This is a genomic window from Streptococcus sp. HPH0090, from assembly GCF_000411475.1.
Taxonomy (GTDB): domain Bacteria; phylum Bacillota; class Bacilli; order Lactobacillales; family Streptococcaceae; genus Streptococcus.
On the sequence record NZ_KE150465.1, the window covers coordinates 313426 to 338753 of the forward strand.

The following is a 25328-nucleotide window of genomic DNA, read 5'->3' on the forward strand; positions in this document are numbered from 1 at the left end:
TTGATTTCTCCTATATCATCTTATCCAATCTTATCTTTTTCAGCTTGGTCAATATTGCTTTTCGCGACGATAAAGTGAGGACGTTGCTTCACTTCGTAATAAATCTTTCCGATATACTCTCCAAGTACACCGATGAAGATCAATTGCACACTACTAAACAAGATAATGGCTGCTATTGTCGTAAAATAGCCACTCGTATAGTCTGAAGAAAAGATAAATTTGCAAAACTCATATACAATGTAGAGTAGAGACAAAGCCATGCTGATAAAACCAAATTGGATACAAATTCTGAGTGGGCGATCATTAAATGAGATAATCCCCTGGAAAGCATAATTCATAGACTTTTTAAAGCCGAATTTACTTTTTCCTGCTTTACGAACTTCATTTTTATAAGGGATAACCTTTTCTTTAAAACCAATCCACTCATAGAGTCCTTTGTTGAAACGATTGTACTCTGGTAGTGAAACAAATACATCAACGGCCCTCTTACTTAGGAGTCGTAATTCAGATTTTCCGTCTGTCAATTTGACATCCATGGAGTGGTTAGAAAATTTATAGAAACTACGAGCAAAGAAGCTTCCTACAAATGACTCCCCTTCTCGACTTCTCTGGCCACTGACAATATCGTAGCCTTCTTTATAAGCTTCTACAAAGAGAGGGATAAGGTAGGGCGGATGTTGCAAATCTCCATCCATTACCATGACTGCATCGCCAGTTGCATACTTAAAACCAGCAAGAATTCCACTCTCGCGTCCAAAGTTTCTGCTAAAGCTGATATACTTCACCCGCGGATTTTCATTTGCAATAGCATCGATTAGCTCTAGAGTGCTATCACTACTTCCATCATCCACATAGAGAATTTCGTAATCAGATAGTTCTTCGGATAAAATCATACTCTCTAACTGTTCAGAAATGGCTTTATGCGTTTGAGCTAGAACTAATTCTTCATTTAAAAGAGTGATAAGAATTGATAGTTTCATCTGGATGCTCCATTTACTATTTACTTTTAAAAAAGGAGAGAACTCTGCTCTCTCCTCTTTAAAGAAACTCAACAATTATTTATTAGAACACTTACATTTCAAAACAACTGTTCCAGATAAGATAAGGACACCTGCAAGCACCAAACTTGTTCCCACTGTTTCTCCAGTTTGAGGAAGTTTCGGTTTGTCTTCTGTAGTTGTTGTTTCAGAAGGTGTTGGAACTGTGGTGGTTGTAGTTGTTGTGGTGCTTGTTGTAGTGGTAGTGGGTTCTTCTGTTGTTGTAGTCGTAGTTGTTGTAGTTGTTGGCTCTTCTGTAGTTACAGTAGTTGCTTCTGTTGTTTCAGAAGTTGACACTGTTGTCGCCTCAGTTGTTTCAGAAGTTGATACTGTTGTCGCCTCGGTTGTTGCTTCTGTTGTTGTAGTGGTCGTCGGCTCTTCTGTCGTTGTAGTGGTTGTAGTCGTTGTCGGCGCTTCTGTCGTTGTAGTGGTTGTAGTCGTTGTCGGCGCTTCTGTCGTTGTAGTCGTTGTTGGTTCTTCTGTTGTTGTGGTAGTGGTAGTGGTTGTAGTGGTTTTTTGATCTACAATCGTCTTAGCCACTGGTGCTTTTGGTGTTTTAAATTCTCCAGCTTCAACAACAGTATCTGCTGCCAACTCATAACCCGCTGGCGCTTGGATTTCTTTGATGATGTATTTGTCACGCAAGATGTTTTTAACAGTGAATTCACCGTTAGCATCTGATTCAAATTCACCGATAACTTGGCCAGTTGCTTGACGAACAACTTGGAATTTTGCACCTTTAAGAGGTCCGTTTTGCTCGTCTACCTTAGTAACCTTGATACTGAACTCGTAACCAATACCTTCACCACCAGCAATTTGGATTTTCACTGTACTGTTTGATGCATATTCATCCTTATTGCTTCCCTTGATAGTAGCTTGGTTAAGAATTTTTTCACCATCAACTACAGTATAGTTCACATCAGTTCTATATTCAATTGCAAATTGGTCATCCGCAGTAATGTTACCCAGATTAATAGAAAACGAATTTCCATTAATATTTACTTGATAGTTAGCAGTTACATCTTTTGCGTTTTTGAGTTCCCATTTACCATTGCTATATTCCCAAGTACCTTTTTTAATCTTGAAGCTTCCTGGCTTATAAGTAAGGCCTGGTGATTTTAAGGTATCTGTGACAACAGCATCATTAATAACTTCATTGGTTCTGTTGACAGAAATTCGGAAGCCAAGCTCTTTGTTTCCTGCTTCGCTCCAACCTGATTTAATGATAGAGTAGCGATATCCTCCACCGATTGTCCCGCTTGTGACTTTACCAGTGAATTTCTCTTTATCATTTACAGAGACTTTAACCGGAACTTCTCCATCATTTGGAGATTTCACTTTATTGACTTGAGCATAGAAGAAGAATGAACCTGAAACGTCATTTTTTTCTTCCACAAATTTTGTAAAGGTCAAGATAATTTTACCAGCAGTTGCATCAACCTTTGCGTTGGCAATCAGTTTACCAGTAATTGAGTCATTAATTTCAAAATCCTGAGACTTGATATCAATCGGAGAGGCAATGCTAACTTCAGTCGTGTCCCCTGCTTTAACATTTTTTCCTTCTAAAGCAAATTTTGCATTCAGACGGAAATTATCGAATCGGCCAACCGGTCCTGTTAAAGCTTCGCCCTTGTCATTTTGAATCTTGACTTCTGTGATAACATCCACTTTTTTAGATGTGTCAGCAGATACCTTGCCAGCTGACACCACAAAAAATACTGTCAATATCGAAATAAATAATGACAGCACAAAACTAGTTTTTGCAAACTTTTTCATTATGGCTCCCTTTTCTTTTTAAAATAACAACACAAAATCGTCATTTTTAAAACTGATTATATCATATTTATTTATTATTGCAAGTGATTTAAAGTATCTAATGAATTCTTTCTCTGATTTGTTTCCTTTTAAGAGAATTTTAGATTATTTGCAACTTTAAGGGACATAATTTTTATTAAACAGTCGCAATTCCGGCTGGCAAAATGTGGTTTTTCATACATTGTTTTGCATAATTTTTAAAAAGAGAGAGCATGGCTCTCTCCTCTATTATCTATTATATTTGCGATTCAATACAACTGTACCTGATAAGATAACAATCCCTGCAATTACCAAGCCAGTCCCCATTGCTTCCCCAGTTTTAGGAAGTTCTGGTTTATCTTCTGTCGTTGTTGTTTCAGAAGGGCTTGGAACTGTAGTTACAGTAGTGCTTGTTGTAGTTGAAGTGGTTGTTGGTTCTTCTGTTGTTGTAGTCGTTGTAGTTGTGGTCGGCGCTTCTGTTGTTGTGGTTGTAGTGGTTGTTGGTTCTTCTGTCGTTGTTGTTGTAGTTGTCGTCGGTGCTTCTGTAGTTGTTGTTGAAGTGGTTGTAGTGGTTCTATCACCACTACCATCACCTGAAGCAGTTTCTAATCGCGTCAAGGCCTCAATCGAACGTGACTTGTTGAAATTACTTGCTGACCATTCCAAAACATTGGCAACTTTTGTATCTTTTGGAAGTTCTGAAGTCAACTCTGTTGTGTACTCGATGTACATCGCCCAATTCCAGTTATCACCAAAGTTAATGGTGAATCCTGTGATTTTGCCATCCGCATTTCGAGTGAATTCTGCTTTATTACTGAAGTTATCAATTGGTTCCAATTTTAGAAGTGCTGCTTCATTTGGAATCTTTTCTGGTTGAGTCGCATAACGAACTGCACGGAATGAACTTTCTACCAAGACTTGTCCACTGTCACTAAAGTCATCCTTGATGACCATGTTATTCAACTTATCTTGAACAGCATTCAGAACAATACGCCACTTGATACGGTTAGGATTTTCTGAATCTTGATAACCATATTTCATTTCATAGTCACCAGCTTCTCCGTCCGTCTTATCATAGTTGAGTGTAAAGTTATCAGTACCAAATTGGAAAGTATATTTCCCTGATTCTGGCAAATTCGTTACATTAGGACGAACAGCATATTTCAAAGTCATAACTTTATCTTTGTAATTCTTAGAGAAATAGTCCGTAAAAGTGATGGTCACTTTTTGTGTACTTGGATCTGTCACTGCATTCCCAATTATCTCGCCACTACTGTGTGTTATTGGAAATTCAAGCTTGGTAATCAATCCCAATTCTTTTGGAAGGTCAAGTACAAGCACATCTCCTTCATTAATTTGTTGACTGTCAGGAAATGAAATGTTATTAGTTGCCTCTAAGGCTTTACCGGTACTGATTTGAGTATCAGCTGTTAATGGTTGACCGTCAACAGTGATGGTCGTTTTATTTGTATAATCTATAACATCCGCAGCAAACACCGTCGTAAGCACCGTCAAAGATAACACGAGTATCCCCACAAATCCGAACATACGCATCGCGTTCTTTTTAAAGTTCTGCATAATTGACTCCTTTTTATTCATCAGGTATATCATAGCATTTTTTGTATCCGTTTACAATAGTTTTGAATAACATCCTTCTCTTTTATATAAAAATATGATTTTTTTCCGACCGTTTTTAAAAATATTAATTTTAACAGTCGGCTTTTTAATAAAGTTATGACGAATTAAACTAAAAAAGCTGGGAAGTATCTCCCAGCTTGAATGCTACCATTAAAATCCTAATTTTTCAAAGACTTCAGTAAAGTTCTGACTAATAGACTCAAGAGATACTTCTATTTCTTCTCGAGTTTGGTTGTTCTTGACCTTCACTTGGCCACTTTCGACTTCGCTCTCTCCTAGAGTAATAAGAGTTTTAGCTGCAAAAACGTCAGCTGACTTGAACTGAGCTTTGAGTTTGCGGTTAAGGTAATCTCGTTCTGCTTTGAAACCTTGGTGGCGAAGTGCTTGTACTAACTCTAGAGCCTTAATATTTGCTCCTTCACCCAAGACTGCAATATAAACGTCTAGAGCGTTTTCGATAGGGAGGGCCACACCTTGTTTTTCAAGGACTAGAAGAAGACGCTCCACCCCAAGTCCAAATCCAAAACCAGCAGTTTCAGGGCCACCAAAGTAGGCAACCAAGCCATCATAACGACCACCTGCACAAACTGTTAATTCATTGCCTTCGATCTCTGTGATAAACTCAAAAATCGTGTGGTTGTAGTAGTCCAAACCACGCACCATGTTGGTATCGATGATATAGTCTACTCCAAGATTTTTCAACATTTGACGAACAGCATCAAAGTGGGCTTGGCTTTCTTCATCGAGGTAATCCAAGATAGATGGTGCATTCTCCACTGCCACCTTGTCTTCTTTTTCCTTCGAGTCCAAGACACGAAGAGGATTTTCCTCCAAACGACGTTGGCTATCCTTAGATAAGCTATCTTTGAGCGGTGTTAAGTAGCCAATCAAGGCTTGACGGTAGGCTGCACGACTTTCAGGATTTCCAAGAGTGTTGAGGTGTAGTTTGACACCTTGAATGCCGATTGCTTTCAAGAAGTGGGCTGCCATAGCGATAGTTTCCACATCCGTAGCTGGATTGCTAGAGCCAAAGCACTCCACACCAATCTGGTGGAATTGCCGTAAACGACCTGCTTGTGGCCGCTCATAGCGGAACATTGGGCCCATGTAGTAGAACTTGCTTGGCTTTTGCACTTCTGGTGCGAAAAGTTTGTTTTCCACATAAGAACGAACGACTGGAGCAGTTCCTTCTGGACGGAGGGTAATATGGCGATCACCCTTGTCGTAAAAATCATACATTTCCTTGGTTACGATATCAGTTGTGTCTCCAACAGAACGACTAATGACTTCATAATGCTCGAAAATAGGGGTACGTACTTCTGCATAGTTGTAACGTTTGAAAATTCCACGCGCAAAGCCTTCAACGTACTGCCATTTGGCAGACTCAGCAGGTAAAATATCCTGCGTTCCTTTTGGTTTTTGTAATTTCATAGAGGTTCCTCTTTCTAACTTAATAGTCCTATTTTACCATAAATAAAGGGATTGGGACAGTCGGAGGAGTAAAGAAATAGCTTTGACCATGCACAGTTGTTATCATTTTCACCCAAATACCTGATTTCAACTAGCATTTACAATCTGCCACAGGCATGATACAATGAATATCATCAGATATACGAAGGAGAACTTATGAAAAAGAATATCTTGACAACCCTTGTTGTTGCCCTTGTCTACTTTCTCTGTATCGGAGTGGGGGTTCTACTAGGGAACCTTGTCGACCACACTGGAAATATGTTTTATGCCCCCGCCTTTTCTGCTCTTGTGGGTGGTAGCGTCTATATGATCCTTTTAGCAAAGGTTCCTCGTTTTGGAGTGATTACAACGATTGGGCTTGTGATTTCTCTATTTTTCCTAGCTAGTAAACATGGCGCTGGAGCTTTTCTACCAGGGATTATCTGCGGGCTTGCAGCGGATGGCATCGCTCATCTAGGTCACTACAAAGATAAGATCAAAAACCTTCTTTCCTTCCTAATCTTTGCATTTGGTACTACTGGCCCTATCCTACTGATGTGGCTAACTCCTCAGGCTTATATAGCAACCCTCGTAGCTCGTGGCAAATCTCAGGACTATATTGACCGCATCATGGTCGCACCGAATCCTGGCACTATCCTTCTCTTTGTAGCAAGTATCCTTATCGGTGCTCTACTTGGTGCCCTTATTGGACAAGTGCTTATTAAAAAAATTGCAGAAAAAAAAACATCATAAAAAGAGCCGATTGGCTCTTTTTTATTTATGACTTAATTTCTTGGTCAAGAAATCTCCCAAGAATTGGATAGAAAAGATAATCAAAATGATAATGATAGTCGCCAAGATAGTCACATCGTGATTGTAACGGTTAAATCCATAAGCGATAGCTACGTTACCGATACCGCCAGCACCTACTGCTCCCGCCATAGCTGTCTCACCGACAAGAGAAATCAAAGTTACAGTCGTCACACGGATCAGGTCTGGAAGCCCTTCTGAAAGGTAAACACCCACGATATCCCAGAATGTAGCTCCGCTGGCTTGGGCTGCCTCGATGACACCTCCATCAAGCTCTGATAAAACTACTTGAACCTGACGAGCGAAGAAAGCAAACACCGCAAAAGATAGTGGTACAATAGCGGCATTCGGCCCAATACTTGTTCCTACGATTAGATGTGAGAAGGGCGACAAGACTGCCAAGAGAATGATAAAGGGAACCGCACGGAAGATTGAAGTAATCTTATCCAAAACCCAAAAGACAAATTTATCTTCTAAGACACCACCAGGAGCTGTCAAGACAAGGAAAAGTCCTGCAACTAGTCCTAGGAATCCTCCAATGATAAAGGAAAAAACTGTCATATAAAGCGTCAAATAAATAGCTGTTCCCCAGCCTGCTTGACCTAACCAGCCCATCTTATAGACGTTTGGTAAGTATGTTTGAATCAACTCTGCCATCTTACTGTCCTCCCTTCAATACTTTTAGTTGCACACCAGCCTGACGGATGGCATCTTGAGCGCTTGCCAATGCTTCTTTTTCTCCAGACAAAACAACAACAAGCTCACCCACAGGGGTACCATCCAAAATTTCAATATTTCCATAAAGAATATTGGCTGTTACTTGGTAGTGTTTGTACAACTCATTCAAAAGTGGCTCATCTGTAGAAGCTCCTGCATACTTGAGTTGTACCAAAATGCTGTTTTCAGATAAGTGCTCTACAATTTCTTGTTTCTCAATCTTGACCATGGCTTCTTCAATACCTGTCGCAGTTGAGATAAAGTCCTGAGTCAATGGTTGCTTAGGATCTGAGAAGATTTCAAGAACACTGCCCTCTTCAATCAAGCGGCCATCCTGCATGACTGCCACACGGTTAGCAATGTCTTTGACAATCTGCATCTCATGTGTAATCAAGACAATGGTCAAACCTAGCTTACGATTCAAATCTTGCAAGAGCGACAAGATTTGTTTCGTTGTCTTAGGGTCCAGAGCTGAAGTTGACTCGTCTGAAATCAAGATTTTTGGATCATTGGCCAAGGCACGCGCAATAGCCACACGTTGTTTTTGGCCTCCAGAAAGTTGTGAAGGATAGTTTTCGGCACGATCCGCAAGACCGACCAAGTCTAATAATTCAGCCACTTTAGCCTTCTTATCTTTCTCGCTAAGGCCAGAGTGTTTGAGGGCAAAGGCTACATTTTCCTCGGCCGTTTTTTGACTCATAAGGTTAAAGTGTTGAAAAATCATCCCAATATCTTGACGTTTGCGGCGCAATTGTCCCGCAGTCAAAGTCACCTTATTATCAAAAATTACATCATCATCAATGGTAATTCTACCTGCAGATGGTTTTTGCAAGAGATTAATAACACGTACTAGGGTTGATTTCCCTGCTCCAGAATATCCTACAATTCCGTAGATATCCCCTTCTTGGATGTGAATGGTCACATCCTTGACCGCTGTGATAGTTCTTTTCTTCTGGTGAAAAGTAACGTCGATCTGATCTAACTTGATAATATCTCTACTCATAACTTCTAATCAGCTCCTCTACTAATTCAATATGGGTGTAATAATCGGCGATTCGCACATTTTCATCTCCACCATGGTCTCGGCTATTAGCATTTCCTAGACCAAAGGCAACCATGGGTACTTCTAAGGCATCAAAGACTGTATGCATAGGACCTGTCCCAGCCGTTGTTGGCAAGACCGATACGCCCTGTGGATAGAATTTCTTGGCCAACTCAATGACATTGAGAATAGATGGTGCACTCATATCGCTTCGATAACTCATCTCACCCAAGGTATAGTACAATTCTACCTTATCAAAACCGTTTTTGTCTAGTTGTTTCCGGATTTTCTCTAAAACATCATGTGGTTCTAGCCCAGGGACCAAGCGAACTTCTAACTTGGCACTAGCTTCTGCTGGCAGAATTGTTTTAACTCCTTGACCTTGATAACCTGACTGAATTCCTTCGATATTGAGTGCTGGTTCAAAGAAGAACCGTTTGAGAAAGGCTGTACGTTCCTCTTGTAAAAGAGGCAATTCCAAGCCATAAATCTGGCTGATCTCCTCTGGATTGCGTTGGGCATAGGTTTCAACTAAGGCCAACTCACGTTCATTAGGCTCCTGCACATGATCGTACAAGCCCTCGACTAAAATACGTCCATCCGCAGATCGCAAACTGGTCAAAGCTTGAATGAGATACCAAGGAGCTGACTCTACAATTCCGCCGTAGCTCGAGTGGATATCCACATCGGCACTCTTAACCTTGGCATCAAAGGTCACAATCCCCTTGTTCCCACCAGAGATTTCTAGCTGTTCCAAAGCATTTTTGGTTCCTTGTTCCCAGACCAATAAATCTGCACCACGAAGTTTGTCCGCATGTTTTTCTAGATATTTGTCCAAGTCCATAGAGGCAGATTCCTCTGCGCCTTCCATGATGAAGCTGATATTGACTGGTAAGTCATCATGATGCTGCATATATTTTCTCAGAGCACTCAAGCGAGCAGTGATATGCCCCTTGTCATCATCGACCCCACGTCCATACATAATACCATCACGGACAGAAAGCGTAAAAGGGTCCTCTGTCCAGACTTGGTCGCCATCCGCAGGTACTGTGTCATAGTGGTTGTAGAAAATGATAGTCTTGGCATTTGGTCGTGAACTTTTGAAATGTGCCATGACAAAAGGCGCTGTATAGCTCTCGTCAATCTCGACCTCTGCACCTACACGCTTGAAGATTTCGCCTAGATAACGAGCCACCTCTTTCAGGCCGACTTGTTGGGCAAAGACTGATTTTTTAGAAATCAAGGTACGCAAAACTTCAAAGTAATGCTGCGCTACATGATCCTTTTCAAACTTTTCAATTTGTTCTTCTTGGCTAGGGAAAACCATTTTATCTCTACCTTTCTACTAGGACTTGTACCTTTGAAATCAATACAAGTAGATTTCATTTGCTTTAGGCTTTATATAAAAGCAAGAGGTGGAAAAAATCTCTCCCACCTCCCTGTGTTTATTACCAAACTGGTTGATCCAAGCCGTCTGAAGTTTCTTCGATAACTTTTTTCACTTCGTCAGTGTGGTAAGCTGCGATAATTTTCTTGATTGCATCAGCTTTAGGTGATGATTCCCAATCTTTTTTCGCAACGATGATGTTGTACCATTGTTTTGAGTTTTCGTCAGCTTGCTCTTTAAAGAGTGCTTTCTTGTAGTCCAATTTTGCTTCTGTAACAAAAGTGTTGTTGACAACCGCTGCATCAACTGATGTCAATGAACGAGCTGTTTGGCTAGCATCCAACTCAGTGATTTTCAAGTTCTTTGGATTTTCTTTGATGTTTGCGATTGTAGCAAGTTCAGTTCCTGAAACATCCAATTTAATCAAACCAGCTGATTGAAGAAGGTAAAGGGCACGGCTTTCGTTAGTAGCATCATTTGGAATTGCGATTTCACCGTTATTTGGGATTTCTTCCACTTTAGTGTACTTGTTTTCTTCACCGTTTTTACCTGAGTAAAGGCGGATTGGTGAGATATAAGTATCTGCAATCGCTACAAGGTCTTTACCGTTTTCTTTGTTCCAGTTGTTCAAGAAGTTGTAGTGTTGGAAAGCGTTTAAGTCTACTTCACCATCAGCAGTTGCTTTGTTTGGTTGTGAGTAGTCTGTAAACTCTGTGAATTCCAATTTAATTCCGTCTTTTTCAACCAATTCTTGGACTTTGTCCCAACGTGCTTCTTCTGAACCACTACGGTTAACAGTTGCAATTTTAACTGTAGTTGTATTGTCTGCTTTCTTGTCTGAATTTCCGCAAGCTGCAAGTGTAAGGCCTGCTACTGTAGCGATAGCTGCTACGCTTAACCATTTTTTGATTTTCATGATTCATTCTCCTTTAAAAATAATACCGTAATAGTATCTCATACTTTATTTGATTTCGCAAATTGTTATTAGATAGGCAGACATATAGTTTGAAACTATATGTCTGAAAGTCGCAAAATCATCCACCTCTGAAAGAGTGGATGATTTACAAACTTATTTAATGTCAGCTTCTGCTGGAAGGTACGAACCACCAAAGAACTGTTGAGATAGCTTTTCAAGGGTTCCATCTTTATATAATTCTTGGATGCGTTTGTCCACAAATGCCTTCAACTCATCTTGACCTTTGGCAAGAAGTGGGTATACGTAAGGTTGTTGGTCGCTTGGAAGTTCGATAACTTTCAAGTTATCCAAACCTTGGTCCTTGATGACTGTCTCTACACCGATTTTATCAAAAATCTTGTAGTCAAATCGGCCATCACTCAAACGTACCATGATTTGTTGGAAGTCCCCTTTAACGTAGTTAAGGATAGTTGGGTTATCTGAGTGTTGTTTGTTGTAGTCTTCTAGCTGTTTAGCTGATGTTGTTCCTTGAACAACTTCTGTTGATTTTCCACCGATATCATCAAACGATTTGATGCTAGAGTCATCTTTTTTCACTACAAGAACGTTAGGGTTTTTAGCAGTTGGAGCTGCATAAAGGTATTTTTCAGCACGTTCTTTAGTGTAGCTGATGTTGCTAACCGCCATTTGGTAACGATCAGCATCAAGTCCTGCAAAAACACCTGACCACTCTGTCTTCTCAAACTTGACAGTATACTTGTCAGAATCTTTAAAGATAGCGCGAACCACTTCAATCTCGTAACCAGTCAATTCGCCATTTTCTTCATAGTTGAATGGTTTTGGTGTAGCATTGGTTACAACGATAATTTCTTTTTTACTAGATGTTGCTTCACCAGATGCAGCATCTTTCTTTTCACCGCCTGAGCAAGCTACCAATACACCTGCGGCTACAAGCCCTAGAGCAGCAAGTGATGAATATTTAATAATTTTCTTCATAATATTTCCTCCAAAATAGAATATAGTCTTATCTTAACAGAAAAAAAGCAATTACGCTATTATATGATTTCTATCTTTGCCATAAGTTTTCTTTATAGCTGATTTAAAAGATAAAACGTAAGGCAGCAACTAAGATCACTCCAAAAAGGACCGTCCCCACCAGATTGCGGTAACGAAAGGCTACAAAGGCTGTCGGAAAGACTACTAAAAAGTCCAACCATTTTATCTGTGGGAAGCTTCCAACTTTTCCGCTCACAACACTTGAAAGAATCAAGGCAAAGATAATTGAAACTGGGAGAAATTTCAAAAAGCGCTCTACGATAGGCGGCAAACCCTTGTACTTGGCAAGGATGAAAGGAATCATTCTCGGAATCCAAGTCACCAATCCAGAAAAGACGATTGCCATTAAAATATACTTACTGACCATCTAAAATCACCCCCATGGTACAACCTAGCAAGGTCGCAAACAGGACAGCTAGCGACTGAGACACTACTGTCAAGAGTACAAAAAAGGAAACAGCAACAACTCCAAGAATGATGAAGAGATTGCGTAAGGGAATCCGTTTTTGCATAATCTGAAACTGGGAAGTGAAAATCCCAATAAACATCCCCACTAGGGCAAAATCTAAGCCAAAAACTTCTGGATTTGGCAAAAGTCCACCGAGGGTTGTTCCGACAACAGTTCCGACAAACCAAGCTAGATAGCTATTGAGATTGTTCCCATGCATCCACATGGGATTGACCTTGTCCGTATGCACCAACTCACCCATCAAGACCCCATAGGTCTCATCGGTCAAAAGGCTAGACATGCTGATATTATGCCAGAGACTGGTCTGACGGAAATAAGTCGAAGCATGTAAACTCAACAAAAAGAGACGCAGATTGATCAAAAAGACGGTCATAGCAATAGCTGCCACAGGCGCTTGAACTGCTATCAAGGCTATCATGGCAAACTGGGCACTCCCAGCATAGACAAAGAGGCTCATCAAGCCCATTTCCACAGGTGTTACATAGGGAGATCCGATAATCCCACAGGCAAGACCGATGCTGATATAACCTAAAGCCGTCGGTACAGCTGCTTGTACACCCTCCCAAAATCCTTTTTCTTTCATAAACCTCCTCATTCTTACAAATACAGCATTCTACTACCAAGCATTCAAAACAAGCACGCTAGGGTAACTACCATCGAAATTGATCGATTGCAATATTATATTGGTTGTTCTCAGGATTATCCTTATTCTCATATTCTGTAGGATAGACATCAATCCAGAGTTCTCTCCCTTGCCCTTTCATTTTGACCTTAAATCGATAACCAACATCATACCCCACCAAAGCATCAACTTTCAAAGACTGAAAGTTTGGTAAAGCTTCGATTTCTGCTTTCATATCTTGGGTCACTTTATAGAATATTTCTTTTTGTTGATCTTTAGTAGCTACAGGGAAATAAACCGGCGCCCCTTGTAAACGATGTGATTTTGAAAAAGTAAAGGTCACGCGACCACTATAACCTTTCCATTTAAAATTTTCATAGTCGTAGAAAAGGCGCCCAGTTTTAAAGAGATAAGGATCTTTTGCACGCCAAGGATTGTGATAGCCTGTTTCTGTCTCTTCTACTATTTCATGAGGTTTTCCAAACGCTTTTTCAAAAGATTCGAGGGGCATATTAAAAGAAACGGATTCAAACATGACCAATTGCGTCTTTTGAAACATCCGAAAAACCATTAAAGACAGCAACAGTACTACTAGAGCAAGCACAACACTGATTGTTTTTTTAAATCTCATATTTCTACTATACTAAAAAACTCGGGCATTTGTCCAAGATAAAAGAGCTAACCCTAGGCTAACTCTTTATTCCATGGTATCAAAAGCCAGGCTAGGTTTGGCATTTAGCTCCAAGCCTGCAAAGTTTTCTTTGTTCCACTCGCTAACACTAGCATAGACAATCATACCTGCATTGTCTCCACAAAGGCGCAAAGGTGGAATGATAACCTTGACATCGGTAATCTCAGCTGCTAAGCGTTCTCTGAGGCCTTTATTGGCAGCGACGCCACCAGCCACAACGAGGGTTTTAACAGGGTATTTCTCCAAGGCCTTCTTGGTTTTTGCCATGAGAATATCCATAACTGCTGCTTGGAAGGAGGCAGAAAGGTCTTCCTTGGACAAGCTTTCTCCCTTTTGCTCGGCATTGTGGTGGAGATTGATAAAGGCAGACTTCAAACCTGAGAATGAAAACTCCAGATTGTCTTCCTTGATCATGGCACGAGGGAAATCATACACATCCTGACCTTTATGAGCTAACTCATCAATCTCACGACCTGCTGGATAGGTCAAGCCCATGACACGGCCGACCTTATCATAGGCTTCACCAACTGCATCATCACGCGTTTCCCCAACAATCTTATAATCACCAGCTTCAGAAACATAGACCAACTCTGTGTGTCCTCCACTGACTAATAAGGCTAGCAAAGGAAACTCCAATGGTTCTACACTTTGAGCCGCCATGAGGTGACCAGCCATGTGATTCACAGGAATCAAAGGAAGTCCATGTGCCCAAGCAAAGGCCTTAGCAGCGGACAAACCAACTAGTAAGGCTCCGACCAAGCCCGGCCCATAGGTAACGGCAACAGCTGTCACGTCCTCTTCGGTAATCCCTGCCTCTGCTAGAGCTTCCTCGATACAGGCTGTAATGACTTCAACATGGTGGCGGCTAGCCACTTCTGGCACTACGCCACCAAAACGTTTATGACTCTCAATTTGACTAGCAATGACATTGGACAAGAGCTCATCGTCGTTTTTCAGTACGGCGACACTGGTCTCATCACAAGATGTCTCAAATGCTAAAATATATCTATCCTTCATCTATTTCTCTCTTCATGATAATGGCATCCTCAACTGGATCATGGTAGTAGGCCTTTCTCTCAGCGATGACCGCCATTTTTTCTTTCTTGTAAAATGCTTGCGCTCGTTGATTTGACCTTCTGACTTCGAGAAAAATCTCCTTGTCCGTCGGTAATTGAGCAAATAAGGTTGACGCAATTCCCTGACCCTGATAAGCTTTCTTGGCAGCGATTTGCAGAACTTCTGCTTCAAAAAAATTTTCCTGCACTGCTAGAAAACCAATCACTTCTACCCCATCAAAAGCAAGAGCATACCAGGTCTGATCTTGAGACAGGTCTGCTTGGATTTGTTCCAACGTCCAAGGACTGACGGGATAAACATCCGTCATCACTGCGTAGATAGCTTGAGACAAATCAGGCTGTTGTTGGATTCGTTTGATTTCAATCATAGGCGTTTGATGTAAGATTCTCCAGACTCGGTGTGATTCTTGAGCCAGTTTTCCTCAGCTTCGACACGTTTGAGGTAATTTGGCACAAAGTCATGCAAGGATTCTGCTTCCTTGTCCCAGGCCCAAAGAGCTAGATTAGCCGCATTTGGCAAGATTTCTTGGTAGCAAGCCTGTGGTAAACGCTCTTGGATTTGCTCAGCAAAGGCTCCCACTTCACCGACAAAAGTGACTTGTTCAGCATCCTTGACTTGCTCCAAAACTTCCGCAAAAGACAAGTGGGCTTCGGGAAGGACAGGTTGGGCATTTTCATAAAACCCTGCATAAACATTGTTGCGACGCGCATCCATCAAAGGAACAACCAAACCTTCCTGCTGGCTCGGTACCAGAGCTAAAAGGCTAGACATCCCCACCAACTCAATGTTCAGGGTATGTGCCAAGGTCTTGGCAGTTGCTACGGCGATTCGCAAGCCAGTATAACTACCAGGCCCCTCTGCCACGACGATTCGATCCAAGTCCTTTGGTGTCAAATCTAGACTGGCCATCAAAAAATCAATGGCAGGCATAAGGGTAATGCTGTGATTTTTCTTGATATTAATCGTGGTCTCGGCAAGAAGCTGCTTGTCCTCTAAAATAGCTAGAGACAGAGCCTTGCTAGACGTATCAAAGGCTAATACTTTCATAACACATTCCTATCTTTTTGTCTGTTTACTATTATACTACAAAAGCCCCCGCATGGGAATTTTCTTTGCCCCGAAACAAAATTGTCCTGCCAAACAGACAGGACAATCGCCTAAGCATTCAAACCAAAGTAAAATACAAGCCAAACCACATAGGTCACCAGAAGGAGGAAAATGGAATACAGTGTTACAAAGACAATTTTCCAATATACAGCTAGTTTTCTATGTTCTAGACGAAGAAATAGTAAATTGCCACCGTAAACACAGGCAGCAAATATCGCAAAGGCCAGAAGACGAATGACAATAGCTAGTTGAAACATATCGTGCCCTCCTTCATAAGGAAAAACCTCTTTTCTAACTTTATTATAGCACTTGCATCTGATGTCTTCAAATACTTAGACAAGGTAAAATGAAACGCATTTCAAGCTCCTTACTTTCATGTTTCCTGCTTTTACTAATTTCCCTTTTTATGTTATAATTGAGATAATTGTAACGAATCAAGGTCAATCCAGACAGAAAATGAAATGGAAACAAACAGCTTCAAGCTGGTAATTTTTTGAATACAGCTGACCTGAAAACAGAAAGGAAACACATGATTTACAAAGTTTTTTATCAAGAAACAAAAGACCGTAGCCCACGTCGTGAAACAACACGCTCACTTTACTTAGACATCGATGCTAGTTCAGAGCTTGAAGGACGCATTATTGCCCGTGAACTTGTTGAAAAAAACCGCCCAGAATATAACGTAGAATACATCGAACTCTTATCTGACAAACTACTTGACTACGAAAAAGAAACTGGCGCATTCGAAGTTACGGAGTTCTAATATGGCCTATACTCTTAAACCAGAAGAAGTAGGCGTTTTTGCCATTGGTGGTCTAGGAGAAATCGGTAAAAACACATACGGAATCGAATACCAAGACGAAATCATCATCGTTGATGCAGGGATTAAATTCCCCGAGGATGATCTTCTTGGTATCGACTACGTTATCCCTGATTACTCTTACATTGTCGAAAATATCGACCGCGTCAAGGCTCTCTTGATTACCCACGGACACGAGGACCATATCGGAGGTATTCCGTTCTTGCTCAAGCAAGCAAATATCCCTATCTATGCAGGACCTCTAGCTCTTGCCTTGATCCGTGGCAAACTCGAAGAGCACGGACTTTTGCGCAACGCTACACTTCACGAAATCAACCACAACACTGAGTTGACCTTTAAAAATCTCAAGGCAACTTTCTTTAGAACAACTCACTCGATTCCAGAACCTTTGGGTATCGTCATCCACACACCTCAAGGAAAAATCGTCTGTACCGGTGACTTTAAGTTTGACTTTACACCAGTTGGTGAACCTGCAGACTTGCACCGTATGGCAGCCCTAGGTGAAGACGGAGTGCTTTGCTTACTCTCTGACTCAACAAATGCTGAAGTGCCAACCTTTACAAACTCTGAAAAGGTCGTTGGCCAGTCTATCATGAAGATTATCCAAGGTATCGAAGGACGTATTATCTTTGCATCCTTTGCCTCAAATATCTTCCGTCTCCAGCAAGCGACTGATGCTGCTGTTAAAACAGGTCGTAAGATTGCTGTCTTTGGACGCTCTATGGAGAAAGCCATTGTCAATGGGATTGAACTTGGTTACATCAAGGCCCCTAAGGGAACCTTTATCGAGCCAAATGAAATCAAAGACTACCCTGCCGGTGAAATTCTTATCCTCTGTACGGGTAGCCAGGGTGAACCCATGGCGGCTCTCTCTCGTATCGCTAACGGAACTCACCGTCAGGTGCAACTCCAGCCTGGTGATACGGTTATCTTCTCATCTAGCCCAATTCCAGGAAACACCACTAGCGTTAACAAGCTGATTAACATCATTTCTGAAGCTGGTGTTGAAGTTATCCATGGTAAGATTAACAACATCCATACATCTGGACATGGTGGTCAGCAAGAACAAAAACTCATGCTCCGCCTCATCAAACCAAAATACTTCATGCCTGTTCACGGTGAATACCGCATGCAAAAAGTCCACGCTGGACTTGCCGTAGATACTGGAGTTGAGAAGGACAATATCTTTATCATGAGCAATGGTGATGTCCTTGCCCTTACTGCAAACTCTGCTCGTATCGCTGGTCATTTCAACGCTCAAGATATCTACGTCGATGGAAATCGTATCGGCGAAATCGGAGCAGCAGTCCTAAAAGACCGCCGAGACCTATCCGAAGATGGTGTCGTACTTGCTGTTGCAACGGTAGACTTTGAGTCTCAGATGATTATTTCTGGACCAGATATCCTTAGTCGTGGTTTCGTCTACATGCGCGAATCTGGCGACTTGATCCGTCAAAGTCAACGCATCCTTTTCAATGCTATTCGTATCGCTTTAAAAAACAAGGATGCCAGCGTCCAATCTGTCAATGGTGCTATCGTAAACGCCATTCGACCATTCCTTTACGAAAATACTGAACGTGAACCAATCATCATTCCGATGATTCTCACACCAGATGAAGAATAATAAAAAATTCTCTGAAATCCTATGACTTCAGAGAATTTTTTATTATTTAACGACAATTTCGTAACGAGTTTTGCTAGTGAAAGTCTCACCTGCTTTGAGAATGACTTGATCTTTCAGGTCACTGTGAATAGCATCTGGTAAAGCCTGTGCTTCAAGAGCAATCCCATTGTGTTGAATCATTGGTTGACCAGCGATGATGACACTCTCATCCACAAAGTTTGCTGTATAAACTACAAAGCAAGGCGCTTCTGTCTTAAAGAGTAAGAATCGACCTGAATTTTGGTCATACAAGAAACCAGCATTGTCATGTCCTGCAGGCAGAGCAAATGGGTGGTCCAAACCAGATACGAGTTGGATTTGCTCATCTTCTTCTGCAAAGATATCTTTCAACAAGGCGCCATTGTAGATATGTTTGACCACATCACGATTAGCATCTGGAGCTTTAGCTGGGACACCGTCAGGAGCGATTGGATAGATACCCTCGGTGTTCAATTGGAAGACATGGCGATCAACAGTCTGAGTGAAATCGCCAGACAAGTTAAAGTAGCTATGGTTGGTTGGATTGACCAAGGTATCCTGGTCCGTCGTCACCTTGTAGCTAACTTCGTAAGCACCAGTTTCTTCCAAGTGGTAGCTAATCCAGATTTTAAGGTTTCCAGGGAAACCTCCTGTACCGTCTGTTCTTTCTGTGTAAAGAGTCAAACCATGGTCGCTCACCTCGACTAGCTCAAACAGACTAGAATCCCAACCTGTTGAGCCACTGTGGTTACAGTTGCTTGCGTTATTGACTTCAAGTTCATAGGTTTTCCCGTTCAATTCGAATGTCGCACCTGCGATACGACCTGCAACTGGACCTACACTCGCTCCATGTTTAGGACTGTTACCTACATAGCTATCAAAATCATCAAAGCCTAGGATAACATTGGCAAAATTACCAGCCTTATCAGGAGTTACATAGCGTAGAATTGTCGCACCGTAAGTCATGACTTCTAGTTGGTAGCCAGCATCCGTCTCAAAACGATAGGCTAGGACATCCTTGTCATCAACTTTCCCAAATACACGTTCTGTGTATGTTTTCATCCTTTTCTCCTTATTATTTGAATTCGTGAATAATAACACCTTGAACGACGCGGTTTACTGTACCTGTAGGTGATGGTGTATCAGGTCTGTTGCCAACCTTAAGCGAAGTCAAGAGAGCAAATAATTGACCATAAACAATATAAGGGAATACACGGTAAACGTCATTCAAGACACCGCCACAGCCAAGTGCTACTTCCTTAACGTTTTCAAGACCAAAAGCTTGATCACTCAAGAGAACAACGCGACGAGCGATTTGGTCCCCTGCAACTTCACGAACCAAGTCTAAGTCATACTTACGAGTATAGTCCGTTGTAGTACCAAAAACTAAAACTACAGTATCTTCATTGATAAGAGATTTTGGACCGTGACGGAAGCCGACTGGACTTTCATACATTGTCGCAACCTGACCAGCAGTCAATTCCAAAATTTTCAGTTGTGCCTCATGAGCAAGTCCGAAGAATGGACCTGCACCTAAGTAAATCACTCGGTTAAAGTTTAGGTCAACCAACTCTTTCACATCTGCCACATTGTCAAGAACTTTACGAGCAAGACTAGAAAGCACTTCAAAACGTTCAGCTTTAAGAGCAAATTCAGTTGGATCAAAGACCAAAAGTGCTGTCAACATCATTGAAGTAAAGCTTGATGTCATAGCAAATCCAGCATCATTAGAAGCTGCCGGTTGCAAGAGCAAGAGGTTGCGATCATCACCGTGAGCTTGAAGTGCTAATTTCCCCTCAGCCGCACAAGTGATCGTTACTTGATAAAGCTCATCAACTAAGGCCTTAGCCAGGTCAACCGTTGCTACACTCTCAGGTGAGTTTCCGCTACGTGCAAATGATACCAAAACAGTTGCCACATCTTTTTTCAAATAAGTTTGTGGGTTTGCAACGATATCTGTTGTCGCAATAGCATTGAAATTCCATTTACGTTCGTCATAGACTTCCTTGAAGTATGGAACTAAGGTGTCGCCTACATAAGCCGAAGTTCCAGCACCAGTCAGGATAACCTTAATGTAGTCATGTTTATCTGCAATTCCTTGCAAAAAGGCTGCAATTTCATCACGGCGTGCTTGGTAAGATTCAAAAGCTTCCTTCCAAACATCTGGTTGTTGGTAAATCTCGCGTGTGGTGATCTCTGCTCCCAACTCAAGCAAATCTTCTTTTGTATAATCTAGCATTGAAAACCTCTAATCTAATATTGTTTCATGATTGAAAACATGGGAATGGGAGTCGCTCCCATTCCCATGTCTATTTTCTATAAGATGGTTTTTGACATCTTATTCATCTTCATCGTCATCGAAGCTAGCTAATAAATCATTAACTTTCACAATGCTTTCTGACGCACGACTCTTGTAGTCTGCATCGATGCCCGTTAGGCTTGCATTGATAAATTCAATGACCATTGGAAGATTCATTCCTGCATAAAGTTCAATGTCGCGACCTTCCATAATTAGACGGCTCACCACGTTACATGGTGTTCCACCTAGAAGATCTGCAAAGACTAGGAAATCATCCAAACCTTCAACAGCAGCTTCAAATTTTGCAGTAAATTCTTCTGGTCCATCTTCTGGAAGAAGAGCTACCGCATGAATGTTGTCTTGTGGTCCCATAATCATTTCTGTGCTACCTTTAAGTTCTTCACAGAAACGACCGTGGCTCACTAAAATCAATGATTTAGCCATAAATTATGCGCCCATTCCAAGTGCAAATTTACCAAAGGCAGAAAGAGCCAAGGCAAGCACGATAATGATACCGATAGCTTTTGTAGAGTTCATACCTTTCTTACCAAGCAACCAGAAGATGAAGGCAGTGAAGATTGCTGGAAGCAAACGTGGGAAGATTGAGTTCAAGATGTCTTGGAAGTCAATCATCTTTTCACCGATTGGCAATTTGTATGAAATATCAAAGTTGATCATTGTTGCTACAAGAGCACCCATCATGAATACACCAAGTACAGATGCAGCTTCAATCAAAGCTGTCAAAGTACTTTGCATGTTGTTGATAAGGTTAACCCCTTCTTTGTAGGCAAATTCCAACTGTTTCCAACGGAAGATGTCATAAGCTACTGCAACAGCGATCCAAAGGAAGATACCCCAAGGTTGACCAGCGATAGCCATTGTTGCAGCGATAGATCCCATGATAGCAGGAACAAGTGAGCCAAAGATAGTATCTCCAAGAGGAGCGAATGGTCCCATCAAACCTGTCTTGATACCGTTAACCGCATCTTTTGAACCAACGCCATCTTTTTCTTCCATAGCAAGGTCAAAACCAGCGATGATTGTGTGGAAGAATGGTGAAGTGTTGAAGAATTGAGTATGAACTTTCATCATTTCTTTCAACTCAGGAGTTCCATCTCCATACATTTTACGCAATTGTGGCAAGATCATGTAAAGGTAACCTGATGCTTGCATACGTTCGTAGTTCCATCCCAATTGGAAAGTGAACAAGCTACGTTTGTTAATTTGATTAAAATCTTCTTTTGTTAATTTGTAATTAGAATTCGTCATCTTCAATTTCCCCACTTTCTGATGGTGTAGAAGGTGCTGCTACAGCAACTTTTTGGCTGTTCTTGAAGTGAACAACTGCAAGGAAGATACCCACGATAGAGATACCGATCATAGACAATCCTTTGAAGTTGTTAACAAAGCCAATTTTTTCAGCAACTTCAGCAGGAAGAGTGCCAATGATTCCAGCAACTGCTCCACCAAGACTTGTTACGTTTGAGTAAAGTACAGTCAACATAGCTGTCAAACCGAATCCCATAGCAAGGTAGTGAAGGTTACGTTTAACTGGAAGGTAACGAAGCAAGATAGCGAATCCAAGACCTGGAAGCATACGACCTGCAAGAGTCAAACCGTCTGCAACCCATTGGTATTCTTTAACAAGGTTTACAACACCTTGTACGAATTCTCCACCGAAAGCAAGGGCGAAGAATACTGGAAGGGCACGAGATAGAGCCCAAGGAACTGCACCAAGAAGATAGTTACGTTCGATTCCTTTATAGTCAAAGCGTTCGATCGCAGCATCAATACGGTGAGCGAAGAATGTTGTAGTCATACGACCAAGTACGTCGAAGTAAGTCAAAAGTGCTGCTACTGGTACAGCGATTGTAGTGATCGCAAGGTCTGTTTCGATTCCTTGTGAAACTGAGAAAGCAGTCGCAAGAACCGCACCAGAAGTTGCGTCGATACGAGAAGCGCCACCGAAGGTACCTACCCCAAGTACGAACAGCTGCAAGCTACCACCGATAAACAAACCAGTTGTCAAATCTCCCATGACTAAACCAGTAATGAAACCAGCGAATACAGGCGAACCTGCAGAAGAAACGATCGTCAACTCATCACAGATTTGATAAGCTGAGTACAAAGTGAGAAGTAAAATTTGCCACCATTGTATCATAACAATGACCTCCTAAAAATTTTTTCCTATTTTAATAAGCTCAAAAAGTCTGAAACTGGATCATTTGGAACCATTTGAGCAGTAAGTTTAACACCTTTTTCCGCCAATTTGTGGAAATCTTCTACGTCTTTATCTACAACGTTAATAGAACGTGTGATAGCACGAGTTTCTGGTGTTTGAGACATGTTGCCGACATTGACAGTTTCAAGTGGCACACCTGCTTCTACCAAACCGAGGAAACGGTCAGGTTTGCGTGCTACAATCAAAAGACGTTGGCTATCATATTTACCAGCAAGAATATTCGCTGCTGCTTTATCAACTGGCAAAATACTAAGTTTTACACCTGGTGGTGTTGCAAGTTTCAAGCCGCTTTTTTCAACATCGTTGTTCACAACTTCATTGTCAACGACCATGATACGTGAAACATTCAGTTTAGCAGACCAAAGGTTTGCTACTTGTCCGTGAATTAAGCGCCCATCGATACGGCATCCTACAATTGTCATAAGTTTTCCCCCTTTATTTGTTTTAGTGTAGGTTTACGAGTTAAATGTATGTGTTCTTTATACTCCCCTTCTGTTTCAAAGATAATGATGCGGTTAGCACCTTCCTTGAGATAGCTGTGTGGAATATATAGAGATAAGGTTGGGCCAACATTCCAGAAACGACCTAGATTGCGTCCGTTGATATAAGCAATCCCTTTACCAAACTCAGATAAGTCTAAATAGGTATCCTTTGGCGCCTCAACTTCAAAGTCATAAGCGTAAAAGGCAGGTTGCCCTTCTGTCCATCCTTTTGAGAAATCAATCTTCTCAGGATTATCAAGTGGAAGCGGATATTGTTTCCAGTTGAGTAAGAAATGCAAATCTTTACAAACACCTGTGCGAATTCCTTTTCGCTGGGTATCTGCTAAGAATTTGTGTCCATAGTTGACACGTCCCATATTTTCAATGAGTATATCAATGTTGGAGAGCGCTTTCTTTTTTCCTTGACAAAAGATATCTTCGCCGATTTCAGTCTGGTATTGAGTGGCAATCCACTTGCCGTCTACAAAGAGCTGAGCTCTATCTCTTCCGTCAATAATTCGAATACGTTCTTCATCTGCATCCCAACTAGCTTCTGTACGATAGAGTAGGTAGCCATAACTTTGCCCAAGTTCTTCCATTTTCTTAGGATAGAGACTTTCAATCGGACTTGATAGGTCATCCAAGGTTTCAAATAGAGAAACCTTCTCGACTAGCGGAATCGCTTCAACTTCCATACTTTCCTTGTGAAGCGGTTCAGATTGTGGATACTCAGGATAGTAAGTCGCCATCATCTCCTTCACTGCGAAATATTTAGCAGTTGGATTTCCAGCTTCGTCTAAAAGACCGTCATAATCATAAGAAGTTACTTGTGGTAAATCAATCGTTCCTCGGGCTGAGCAACCATTCATAAAACCAAAGTTTGTTCCACCGTGGAACATGTAAAGGTTGATAGAGCCTAGCTCCAAAACCTCGCGAACTGCTTCTGCTAATTCTTCTGGATCACGCTTGATGATAGGTTCTTTCCAACGATTAAACCAGCCATCCCAGAATTCCATACACATGAGTGGCCATTTCTTGCCATGCTCATCTAAGAATTCTTGCATCTGCGAGAAATTATAAGCAGCCTTGGAACCAAAGTTCCCTGTCACAAAGAGATCATCCTCAATTAAGGTCCCAGCCTTAAGAGTTGCTCGCCATGGACCATCTGATGTAAAGAGCGGACAAGTCACTGCTCGTTCTTCCATCAAACGTCGAATTTCCCTCAAGTAGGTCTTGTCTTCACCATAGGAGCCATACTCATTTTCGACTTGCATCATGAGAATGTTTCCACCGTTTTCCAATAATCTTGGAACTAGACGTGGAAGCAACTGATCATAGTAATGACCAACCTTTTCAATGAAAGCTGGGTCAGATGACCGAATTCTCATATCCTTGGTTAAGAGCCATGCTGGTAAACCACCGAATTCCCACTCTGCACAGATAAATGGAGAAGGACGTACAATTGCGTATAAGCCCAAATCTTGTGCAGTTTGAAGAAATTTCTCTAAATCAAGATTTCCTTCAAAGTTAAATTTTCCTTCAGCAGGTTCATGCATGTTCCAGGCAACATAAGTCTCAACTGTATTGAAGCCTAAAGCCTTGAGGTTATACAATGAATGATGCCAATCTTCCGCAGGAACTCTAAAATAGTGAATGGCACCAGACAAAATCTTGAATGGTTTTCCATCCAGATAGAAATCATCTTTAATTTCAAATCTTGCCATTCTTCCTCCCCTAAAAACGAAAAAGTTTGCGCTTTCATGTATTGTTATATCAACTATAAACTAATCGGGGATTAATGTCAATACTTTTTGAAATTTTCTTTAAAATTTTTCTATTTTTTTACTGAATCTTTTCTAAAAATCTTCTCAAAGCCTGTAAAATCAACATTTGGAAAAACAAGCAAAAACAAGGACTAAAACACGAATTATTTATATGTATTCTAATTTCTTATTCCGATATTTTAAATTTTTTCAGTGCTTTTCTACTCTTTTTTCAGATTTTATGTTAAAATCATAAGTGGAGAAGGAA

26 protein-coding genes are annotated in these 25328 nt (G+C 41.2%); 3 read left to right on the forward strand and 23 right to left on the reverse strand.

The features are described from left to right. Positions 1 to 20 precede the first annotated feature (20 nt). From pgfS to hisS, 4 genes are all read right to left on the reverse strand, one after another. Positions 21 to 980, reverse strand: coding sequence for a glycosyltransferase PgfS (pgfS, locus tag HMPREF1481_RS09235; RefSeq protein ID WP_016466392.1), 960 nt, complete (start codon positions 978 to 980; stop codon positions 21 to 23). Positions 981 to 1055: 75 nt separating this feature from the next. Continuing rightward, positions 1056 to 2813 carry an LPXTG cell wall anchor domain-containing protein gene (locus tag HMPREF1481_RS09240; RefSeq protein WP_016466393.1) on the reverse strand — a complete coding sequence of 586 codons (1758 nt, stop codon included), beginning with the start codon at positions 2811 to 2813 and terminating at the stop codon, positions 1056 to 1058. A gap of 267 nt (positions 2814 to 3080) precedes the next feature. Continuing rightward, positions 3081 to 4409 carry an LPXTG cell wall anchor domain-containing protein gene (locus HMPREF1481_RS09245; RefSeq protein WP_016466394.1) on the reverse strand — a complete coding sequence of 443 codons (1329 nt, stop codon included), beginning with the start codon at positions 4407 to 4409 and terminating at the stop codon, positions 3081 to 3083. A gap of 210 nt (positions 4410 to 4619) precedes the next feature. Continuing rightward, positions 4620 to 5900, reverse strand: a complete 1281-nt coding sequence (gene hisS, locus HMPREF1481_RS09250; protein WP_016466395.1) for a histidine--tRNA ligase — start codon at positions 5898 to 5900, stop codon at positions 4620 to 4622. Between the two features lie 195 nt (positions 5901 to 6095). On the opposite strand from hisS, the gene HMPREF1481_RS09255 reads away from it, so the two are divergent. Further along, on the forward strand, positions 6096 to 6671 hold the full coding sequence (locus tag HMPREF1481_RS09255; RefSeq protein ID WP_016466396.1) for an MptD family putative ECF transporter S component: 576 nt from the start codon (positions 6096 to 6098) through the stop codon (positions 6669 to 6671). Between the two features lie 21 nt (positions 6672 to 6692). On the opposite strand, the gene HMPREF1481_RS09260 is transcribed toward HMPREF1481_RS09255, so the two are convergent. The 12 genes from HMPREF1481_RS09260 to HMPREF1481_RS09315 form a co-directional block, all read right to left on the reverse strand. Then, a complete protein-coding gene (locus HMPREF1481_RS09260; protein WP_006149603.1) occupies positions 6693 to 7385 on the reverse strand; it encodes a methionine ABC transporter permease in 693 nt (230 codons plus the stop codon). Position 7386: 1 nt separating this feature from the next. Further along, positions 7387 to 8448, reverse strand: a complete 1062-nt coding sequence (locus HMPREF1481_RS09265) for a methionine ABC transporter ATP-binding protein (protein ID WP_016466397.1) — start codon at positions 8446 to 8448, stop codon at positions 7387 to 7389. Then, positions 8441 to 9814, reverse strand: coding sequence for a M20 family metallopeptidase (locus HMPREF1481_RS09270; RefSeq protein WP_016466398.1), 1374 nt, complete (start codon positions 9812 to 9814; stop codon positions 8441 to 8443). Before HMPREF1481_RS09270 ends, HMPREF1481_RS09265 begins: the two co-directional genes overlap by 8 nt. A 121-nt stretch (positions 9815 to 9935) precedes the next feature. Then, positions 9936 to 10790, reverse strand: coding sequence for a MetQ/NlpA family ABC transporter substrate-binding protein (locus tag HMPREF1481_RS09275; protein ID WP_016466399.1), 855 nt, complete (start codon positions 10788 to 10790; stop codon positions 9936 to 9938). A 153-nt stretch (positions 10791 to 10943) separates the two neighbouring features. Beyond that, a complete protein-coding gene (locus HMPREF1481_RS09280; protein ID WP_016466400.1) occupies positions 10944 to 11786 on the reverse strand; it encodes an amino acid ABC transporter substrate-binding protein in 843 nt (280 codons plus the stop codon). 103 nt (positions 11787 to 11889) lie between these two features. After that, entirely contained in the window at positions 11890 to 12213 is a 324-nt protein-coding gene (locus HMPREF1481_RS09285; protein WP_016466401.1) for an AzlD domain-containing protein, read from the reverse strand. Further along, a complete protein-coding gene (locus tag HMPREF1481_RS09290) occupies positions 12203 to 12898 on the reverse strand; it encodes an AzlC family ABC transporter permease (RefSeq protein ID WP_016466402.1) in 696 nt (231 codons plus the stop codon). Before HMPREF1481_RS09290 ends, HMPREF1481_RS09285 begins: the two co-directional genes overlap by 11 nt. 67 nt (positions 12899 to 12965) lie before the next feature. Next, on the reverse strand, positions 12966 to 13568 hold the full coding sequence (locus tag HMPREF1481_RS09295; RefSeq protein WP_016466403.1) for a hypothetical protein: 603 nt from the start codon (positions 13566 to 13568) through the stop codon (positions 12966 to 12968). Positions 13569 to 13634: 66 nt separating this feature from the next. Next, the gene (gene tsaD, locus HMPREF1481_RS09300; RefSeq protein ID WP_016466404.1) at positions 13635 to 14645 is read right to left on the reverse strand and encodes a tRNA (adenosine(37)-N6)-threonylcarbamoyltransferase complex transferase subunit TsaD; all 1011 of its coding nucleotides are present in this window, start codon (positions 14643 to 14645) and stop codon (positions 13635 to 13637) included. Beyond that, on the reverse strand, positions 14635 to 15072 hold the full coding sequence (gene rimI, locus HMPREF1481_RS09305; RefSeq protein WP_016466405.1) for a ribosomal protein S18-alanine N-acetyltransferase: 438 nt from the start codon (positions 15070 to 15072) through the stop codon (positions 14635 to 14637). The genes tsaD and rimI overlap by 11 nt, the downstream gene beginning before the upstream one ends. Then, complete coding sequence (tsaB, locus tag HMPREF1481_RS09310) at positions 15069 to 15752, reverse strand: tRNA (adenosine(37)-N6)-threonylcarbamoyltransferase complex dimerization subunit type 1 TsaB (protein ID WP_016466406.1); 684 nt, start codon at positions 15750 to 15752, stop codon at positions 15069 to 15071. The genes rimI and tsaB overlap by 4 nt, the downstream gene beginning before the upstream one ends. A gap of 110 nt (positions 15753 to 15862) precedes the next feature. Beyond that, positions 15863 to 16069 carry a hypothetical protein gene (locus tag HMPREF1481_RS09315; protein WP_016466407.1) on the reverse strand — a complete coding sequence of 69 codons (207 nt, stop codon included), beginning with the start codon at positions 16067 to 16069 and terminating at the stop codon, positions 15863 to 15865. A gap of 272 nt (positions 16070 to 16341) precedes the next feature. On the opposite strand from HMPREF1481_RS09315, the gene HMPREF1481_RS09320 reads away from it, so the two are divergent. Both HMPREF1481_RS09320 and rnjA read left to right on the forward strand, forming a co-directional pair. Continuing rightward, entirely contained in the window at positions 16342 to 16575 is a 234-nt protein-coding gene (locus HMPREF1481_RS09320) for a DNA-dependent RNA polymerase subunit epsilon (RefSeq protein ID WP_016466408.1), read from the forward strand. Between the two features lies 1 nt (position 16576). After that, positions 16577 to 18256, forward strand: coding sequence for a ribonuclease J1 (rnjA, locus tag HMPREF1481_RS09325; protein ID WP_004250408.1), 1680 nt, complete (start codon positions 16577 to 16579; stop codon positions 18254 to 18256). 42 nt (positions 18257 to 18298) lie between these two features. Here the strand turns inward: rnjA and HMPREF1481_RS09330 are convergent, their stop codons facing one another. The 7 genes from HMPREF1481_RS09330 to HMPREF1481_RS09360 all read right to left on the reverse strand — a co-directional run bounded on the left by HMPREF1481_RS09330 (position 18299) and on the right by HMPREF1481_RS09360 (position 25021). Then, the gene (locus HMPREF1481_RS09330; protein WP_016466409.1) at positions 18299 to 19336 is read right to left on the reverse strand and encodes an aldose epimerase family protein; all 1038 of its coding nucleotides are present in this window, start codon (positions 19334 to 19336) and stop codon (positions 18299 to 18301) included. Between the two features lie 13 nt (positions 19337 to 19349). Then, a complete protein-coding gene (locus tag HMPREF1481_RS09335; RefSeq protein WP_016466410.1) occupies positions 19350 to 20513 on the reverse strand; it encodes an SIS domain-containing protein in 1164 nt (387 codons plus the stop codon). Positions 20514 to 20612: 99 nt separating this feature from the next. Further along, positions 20613 to 21017, reverse strand: a complete 405-nt coding sequence (locus tag HMPREF1481_RS09340; RefSeq protein ID WP_016466411.1) for a PTS sugar transporter subunit IIA — start codon at positions 21015 to 21017, stop codon at positions 20613 to 20615. A gap of 3 nt (positions 21018 to 21020) precedes the next feature. Then, positions 21021 to 21842, reverse strand: a complete 822-nt coding sequence (locus HMPREF1481_RS09345; RefSeq protein WP_016466412.1) for a PTS system mannose/fructose/sorbose family transporter subunit IID — start codon at positions 21840 to 21842, stop codon at positions 21021 to 21023. Then, a complete protein-coding gene (locus HMPREF1481_RS09350) occupies positions 21829 to 22734 on the reverse strand; it encodes a PTS mannose/fructose/sorbose/N-acetylgalactosamine transporter subunit IIC (protein ID WP_016466413.1) in 906 nt (301 codons plus the stop codon). Before HMPREF1481_RS09350 ends, HMPREF1481_RS09345 begins: the two co-directional genes overlap by 14 nt. 26 nt (positions 22735 to 22760) lie before the next feature. Continuing rightward, complete coding sequence (locus tag HMPREF1481_RS09355; protein ID WP_006149635.1) at positions 22761 to 23237, reverse strand: PTS system mannose/fructose/N-acetylgalactosamine-transporter subunit IIB; 477 nt, start codon at positions 23235 to 23237, stop codon at positions 22761 to 22763. Then, on the reverse strand, positions 23234 to 25021 hold the full coding sequence (locus HMPREF1481_RS09360; RefSeq protein ID WP_016466414.1) for a glycoside hydrolase family 35 protein: 1788 nt from the start codon (positions 25019 to 25021) through the stop codon (positions 23234 to 23236). Before HMPREF1481_RS09360 ends, HMPREF1481_RS09355 begins: the two co-directional genes overlap by 4 nt. Positions 25022 to 25328: the final 307 nt, after the last annotated feature.

Coding starts and splice junctions, on each gene's coding strand:
- pgfS (WP_016466392.1), bottom strand. CDS start 980: ATGAAACTATCAATTCTTATCACTCTTTTAAATGAAGAATTAGTTCTA.
- HMPREF1481_RS09240 (WP_016466393.1), bottom strand. CDS start 2,813: ATGAAAAAGTTTGCAAAAACTAGTTTTGTGCTGTCATTATTTATTTCG.
- HMPREF1481_RS09245 (WP_016466394.1), bottom strand. CDS start 4,409: ATGCAGAACTTTAAAAAGAACGCGATGCGTATGTTCGGATTTGTGGGG.
- hisS (WP_016466395.1), bottom strand. CDS start 5,900: ATGAAATTACAAAAACCAAAAGGAACGCAGGATATTTTACCTGCTGAG.
- HMPREF1481_RS09255 (WP_016466396.1), top strand. CDS start 6,096: ATGAAAAAGAATATCTTGACAACCCTTGTTGTTGCCCTTGTCTACTTT.
- HMPREF1481_RS09260 (WP_006149603.1), bottom strand. CDS start 7,385: ATGGCAGAGTTGATTCAAACATACTTACCAAACGTCTATAAGATGGGC.
- HMPREF1481_RS09265 (WP_016466397.1), bottom strand. CDS start 8,448: ATGAGTAGAGATATTATCAAGTTAGATCAGATCGACGTTACTTTTCAC.
- HMPREF1481_RS09270 (WP_016466398.1), bottom strand. CDS start 9,814: ATGGTTTTCCCTAGCCAAGAAGAACAAATTGAAAAGTTTGAAAAGGAT.
- HMPREF1481_RS09275 (WP_016466399.1), bottom strand. CDS start 10,790: ATGAAAATCAAAAAATGGTTAAGCGTAGCAGCTATCGCTACAGTAGCA.
- HMPREF1481_RS09280 (WP_016466400.1), bottom strand. CDS start 11,786: ATGAAGAAAATTATTAAATATTCATCACTTGCTGCTCTAGGGCTTGTA.
- HMPREF1481_RS09285 (WP_016466401.1), bottom strand. CDS start 12,213: ATGGTCAGTAAGTATATTTTAATGGCAATCGTCTTTTCTGGATTGGTG.
- HMPREF1481_RS09290 (WP_016466402.1), bottom strand. CDS start 12,898: ATGAAAGAAAAAGGATTTTGGGAGGGTGTACAAGCAGCTGTACCGACG.
- HMPREF1481_RS09295 (WP_016466403.1), bottom strand. CDS start 13,568: ATGAGATTTAAAAAAACAATCAGTGTTGTGCTTGCTCTAGTAGTACTG.
- tsaD (WP_016466404.1), bottom strand. CDS start 14,645: ATGAAGGATAGATATATTTTAGCATTTGAGACATCTTGTGATGAGACC.
- rimI (WP_016466405.1), bottom strand. CDS start 15,072: ATGATTGAAATCAAACGAATCCAACAACAGCCTGATTTGTCTCAAGCT.
- tsaB (WP_016466406.1), bottom strand. CDS start 15,752: ATGAAAGTATTAGCCTTTGATACGTCTAGCAAGGCTCTGTCTCTAGCT.
- HMPREF1481_RS09315 (WP_016466407.1), bottom strand. CDS start 16,069: ATGTTTCAACTAGCTATTGTCATTCGTCTTCTGGCCTTTGCGATATTT.
- HMPREF1481_RS09320 (WP_016466408.1), top strand. CDS start 16,342: ATGATTTACAAAGTTTTTTATCAAGAAACAAAAGACCGTAGCCCACGT.
- rnjA (WP_004250408.1), top strand. CDS start 16,577: ATGGCCTATACTCTTAAACCAGAAGAAGTAGGCGTTTTTGCCATTGGT.
- HMPREF1481_RS09330 (WP_016466409.1), bottom strand. CDS start 19,336: ATGAAAACATACACAGAACGTGTATTTGGGAAAGTTGATGACAAGGAT.
- HMPREF1481_RS09335 (WP_016466410.1), bottom strand. CDS start 20,513: ATGCTAGATTATACAAAAGAAGATTTGCTTGAGTTGGGAGCAGAGATC.
- HMPREF1481_RS09340 (WP_016466411.1), bottom strand. CDS start 21,017: ATGGCTAAATCATTGATTTTAGTGAGCCACGGTCGTTTCTGTGAAGAA.
- HMPREF1481_RS09345 (WP_016466412.1), bottom strand. CDS start 21,842: ATGACGAATTCTAATTACAAATTAACAAAAGAAGATTTTAATCAAATT.
- HMPREF1481_RS09350 (WP_016466413.1), bottom strand. CDS start 22,734: ATGATACAATGGTGGCAAATTTTACTTCTCACTTTGTACTCAGCTTAT.
- HMPREF1481_RS09355 (WP_006149635.1), bottom strand. CDS start 23,237: ATGACAATTGTAGGATGCCGTATCGATGGGCGCTTAATTCACGGACAA.
- HMPREF1481_RS09360 (WP_016466414.1), bottom strand. CDS start 25,021: ATGGCAAGATTTGAAATTAAAGATGATTTCTATCTGGATGGAAAACCA.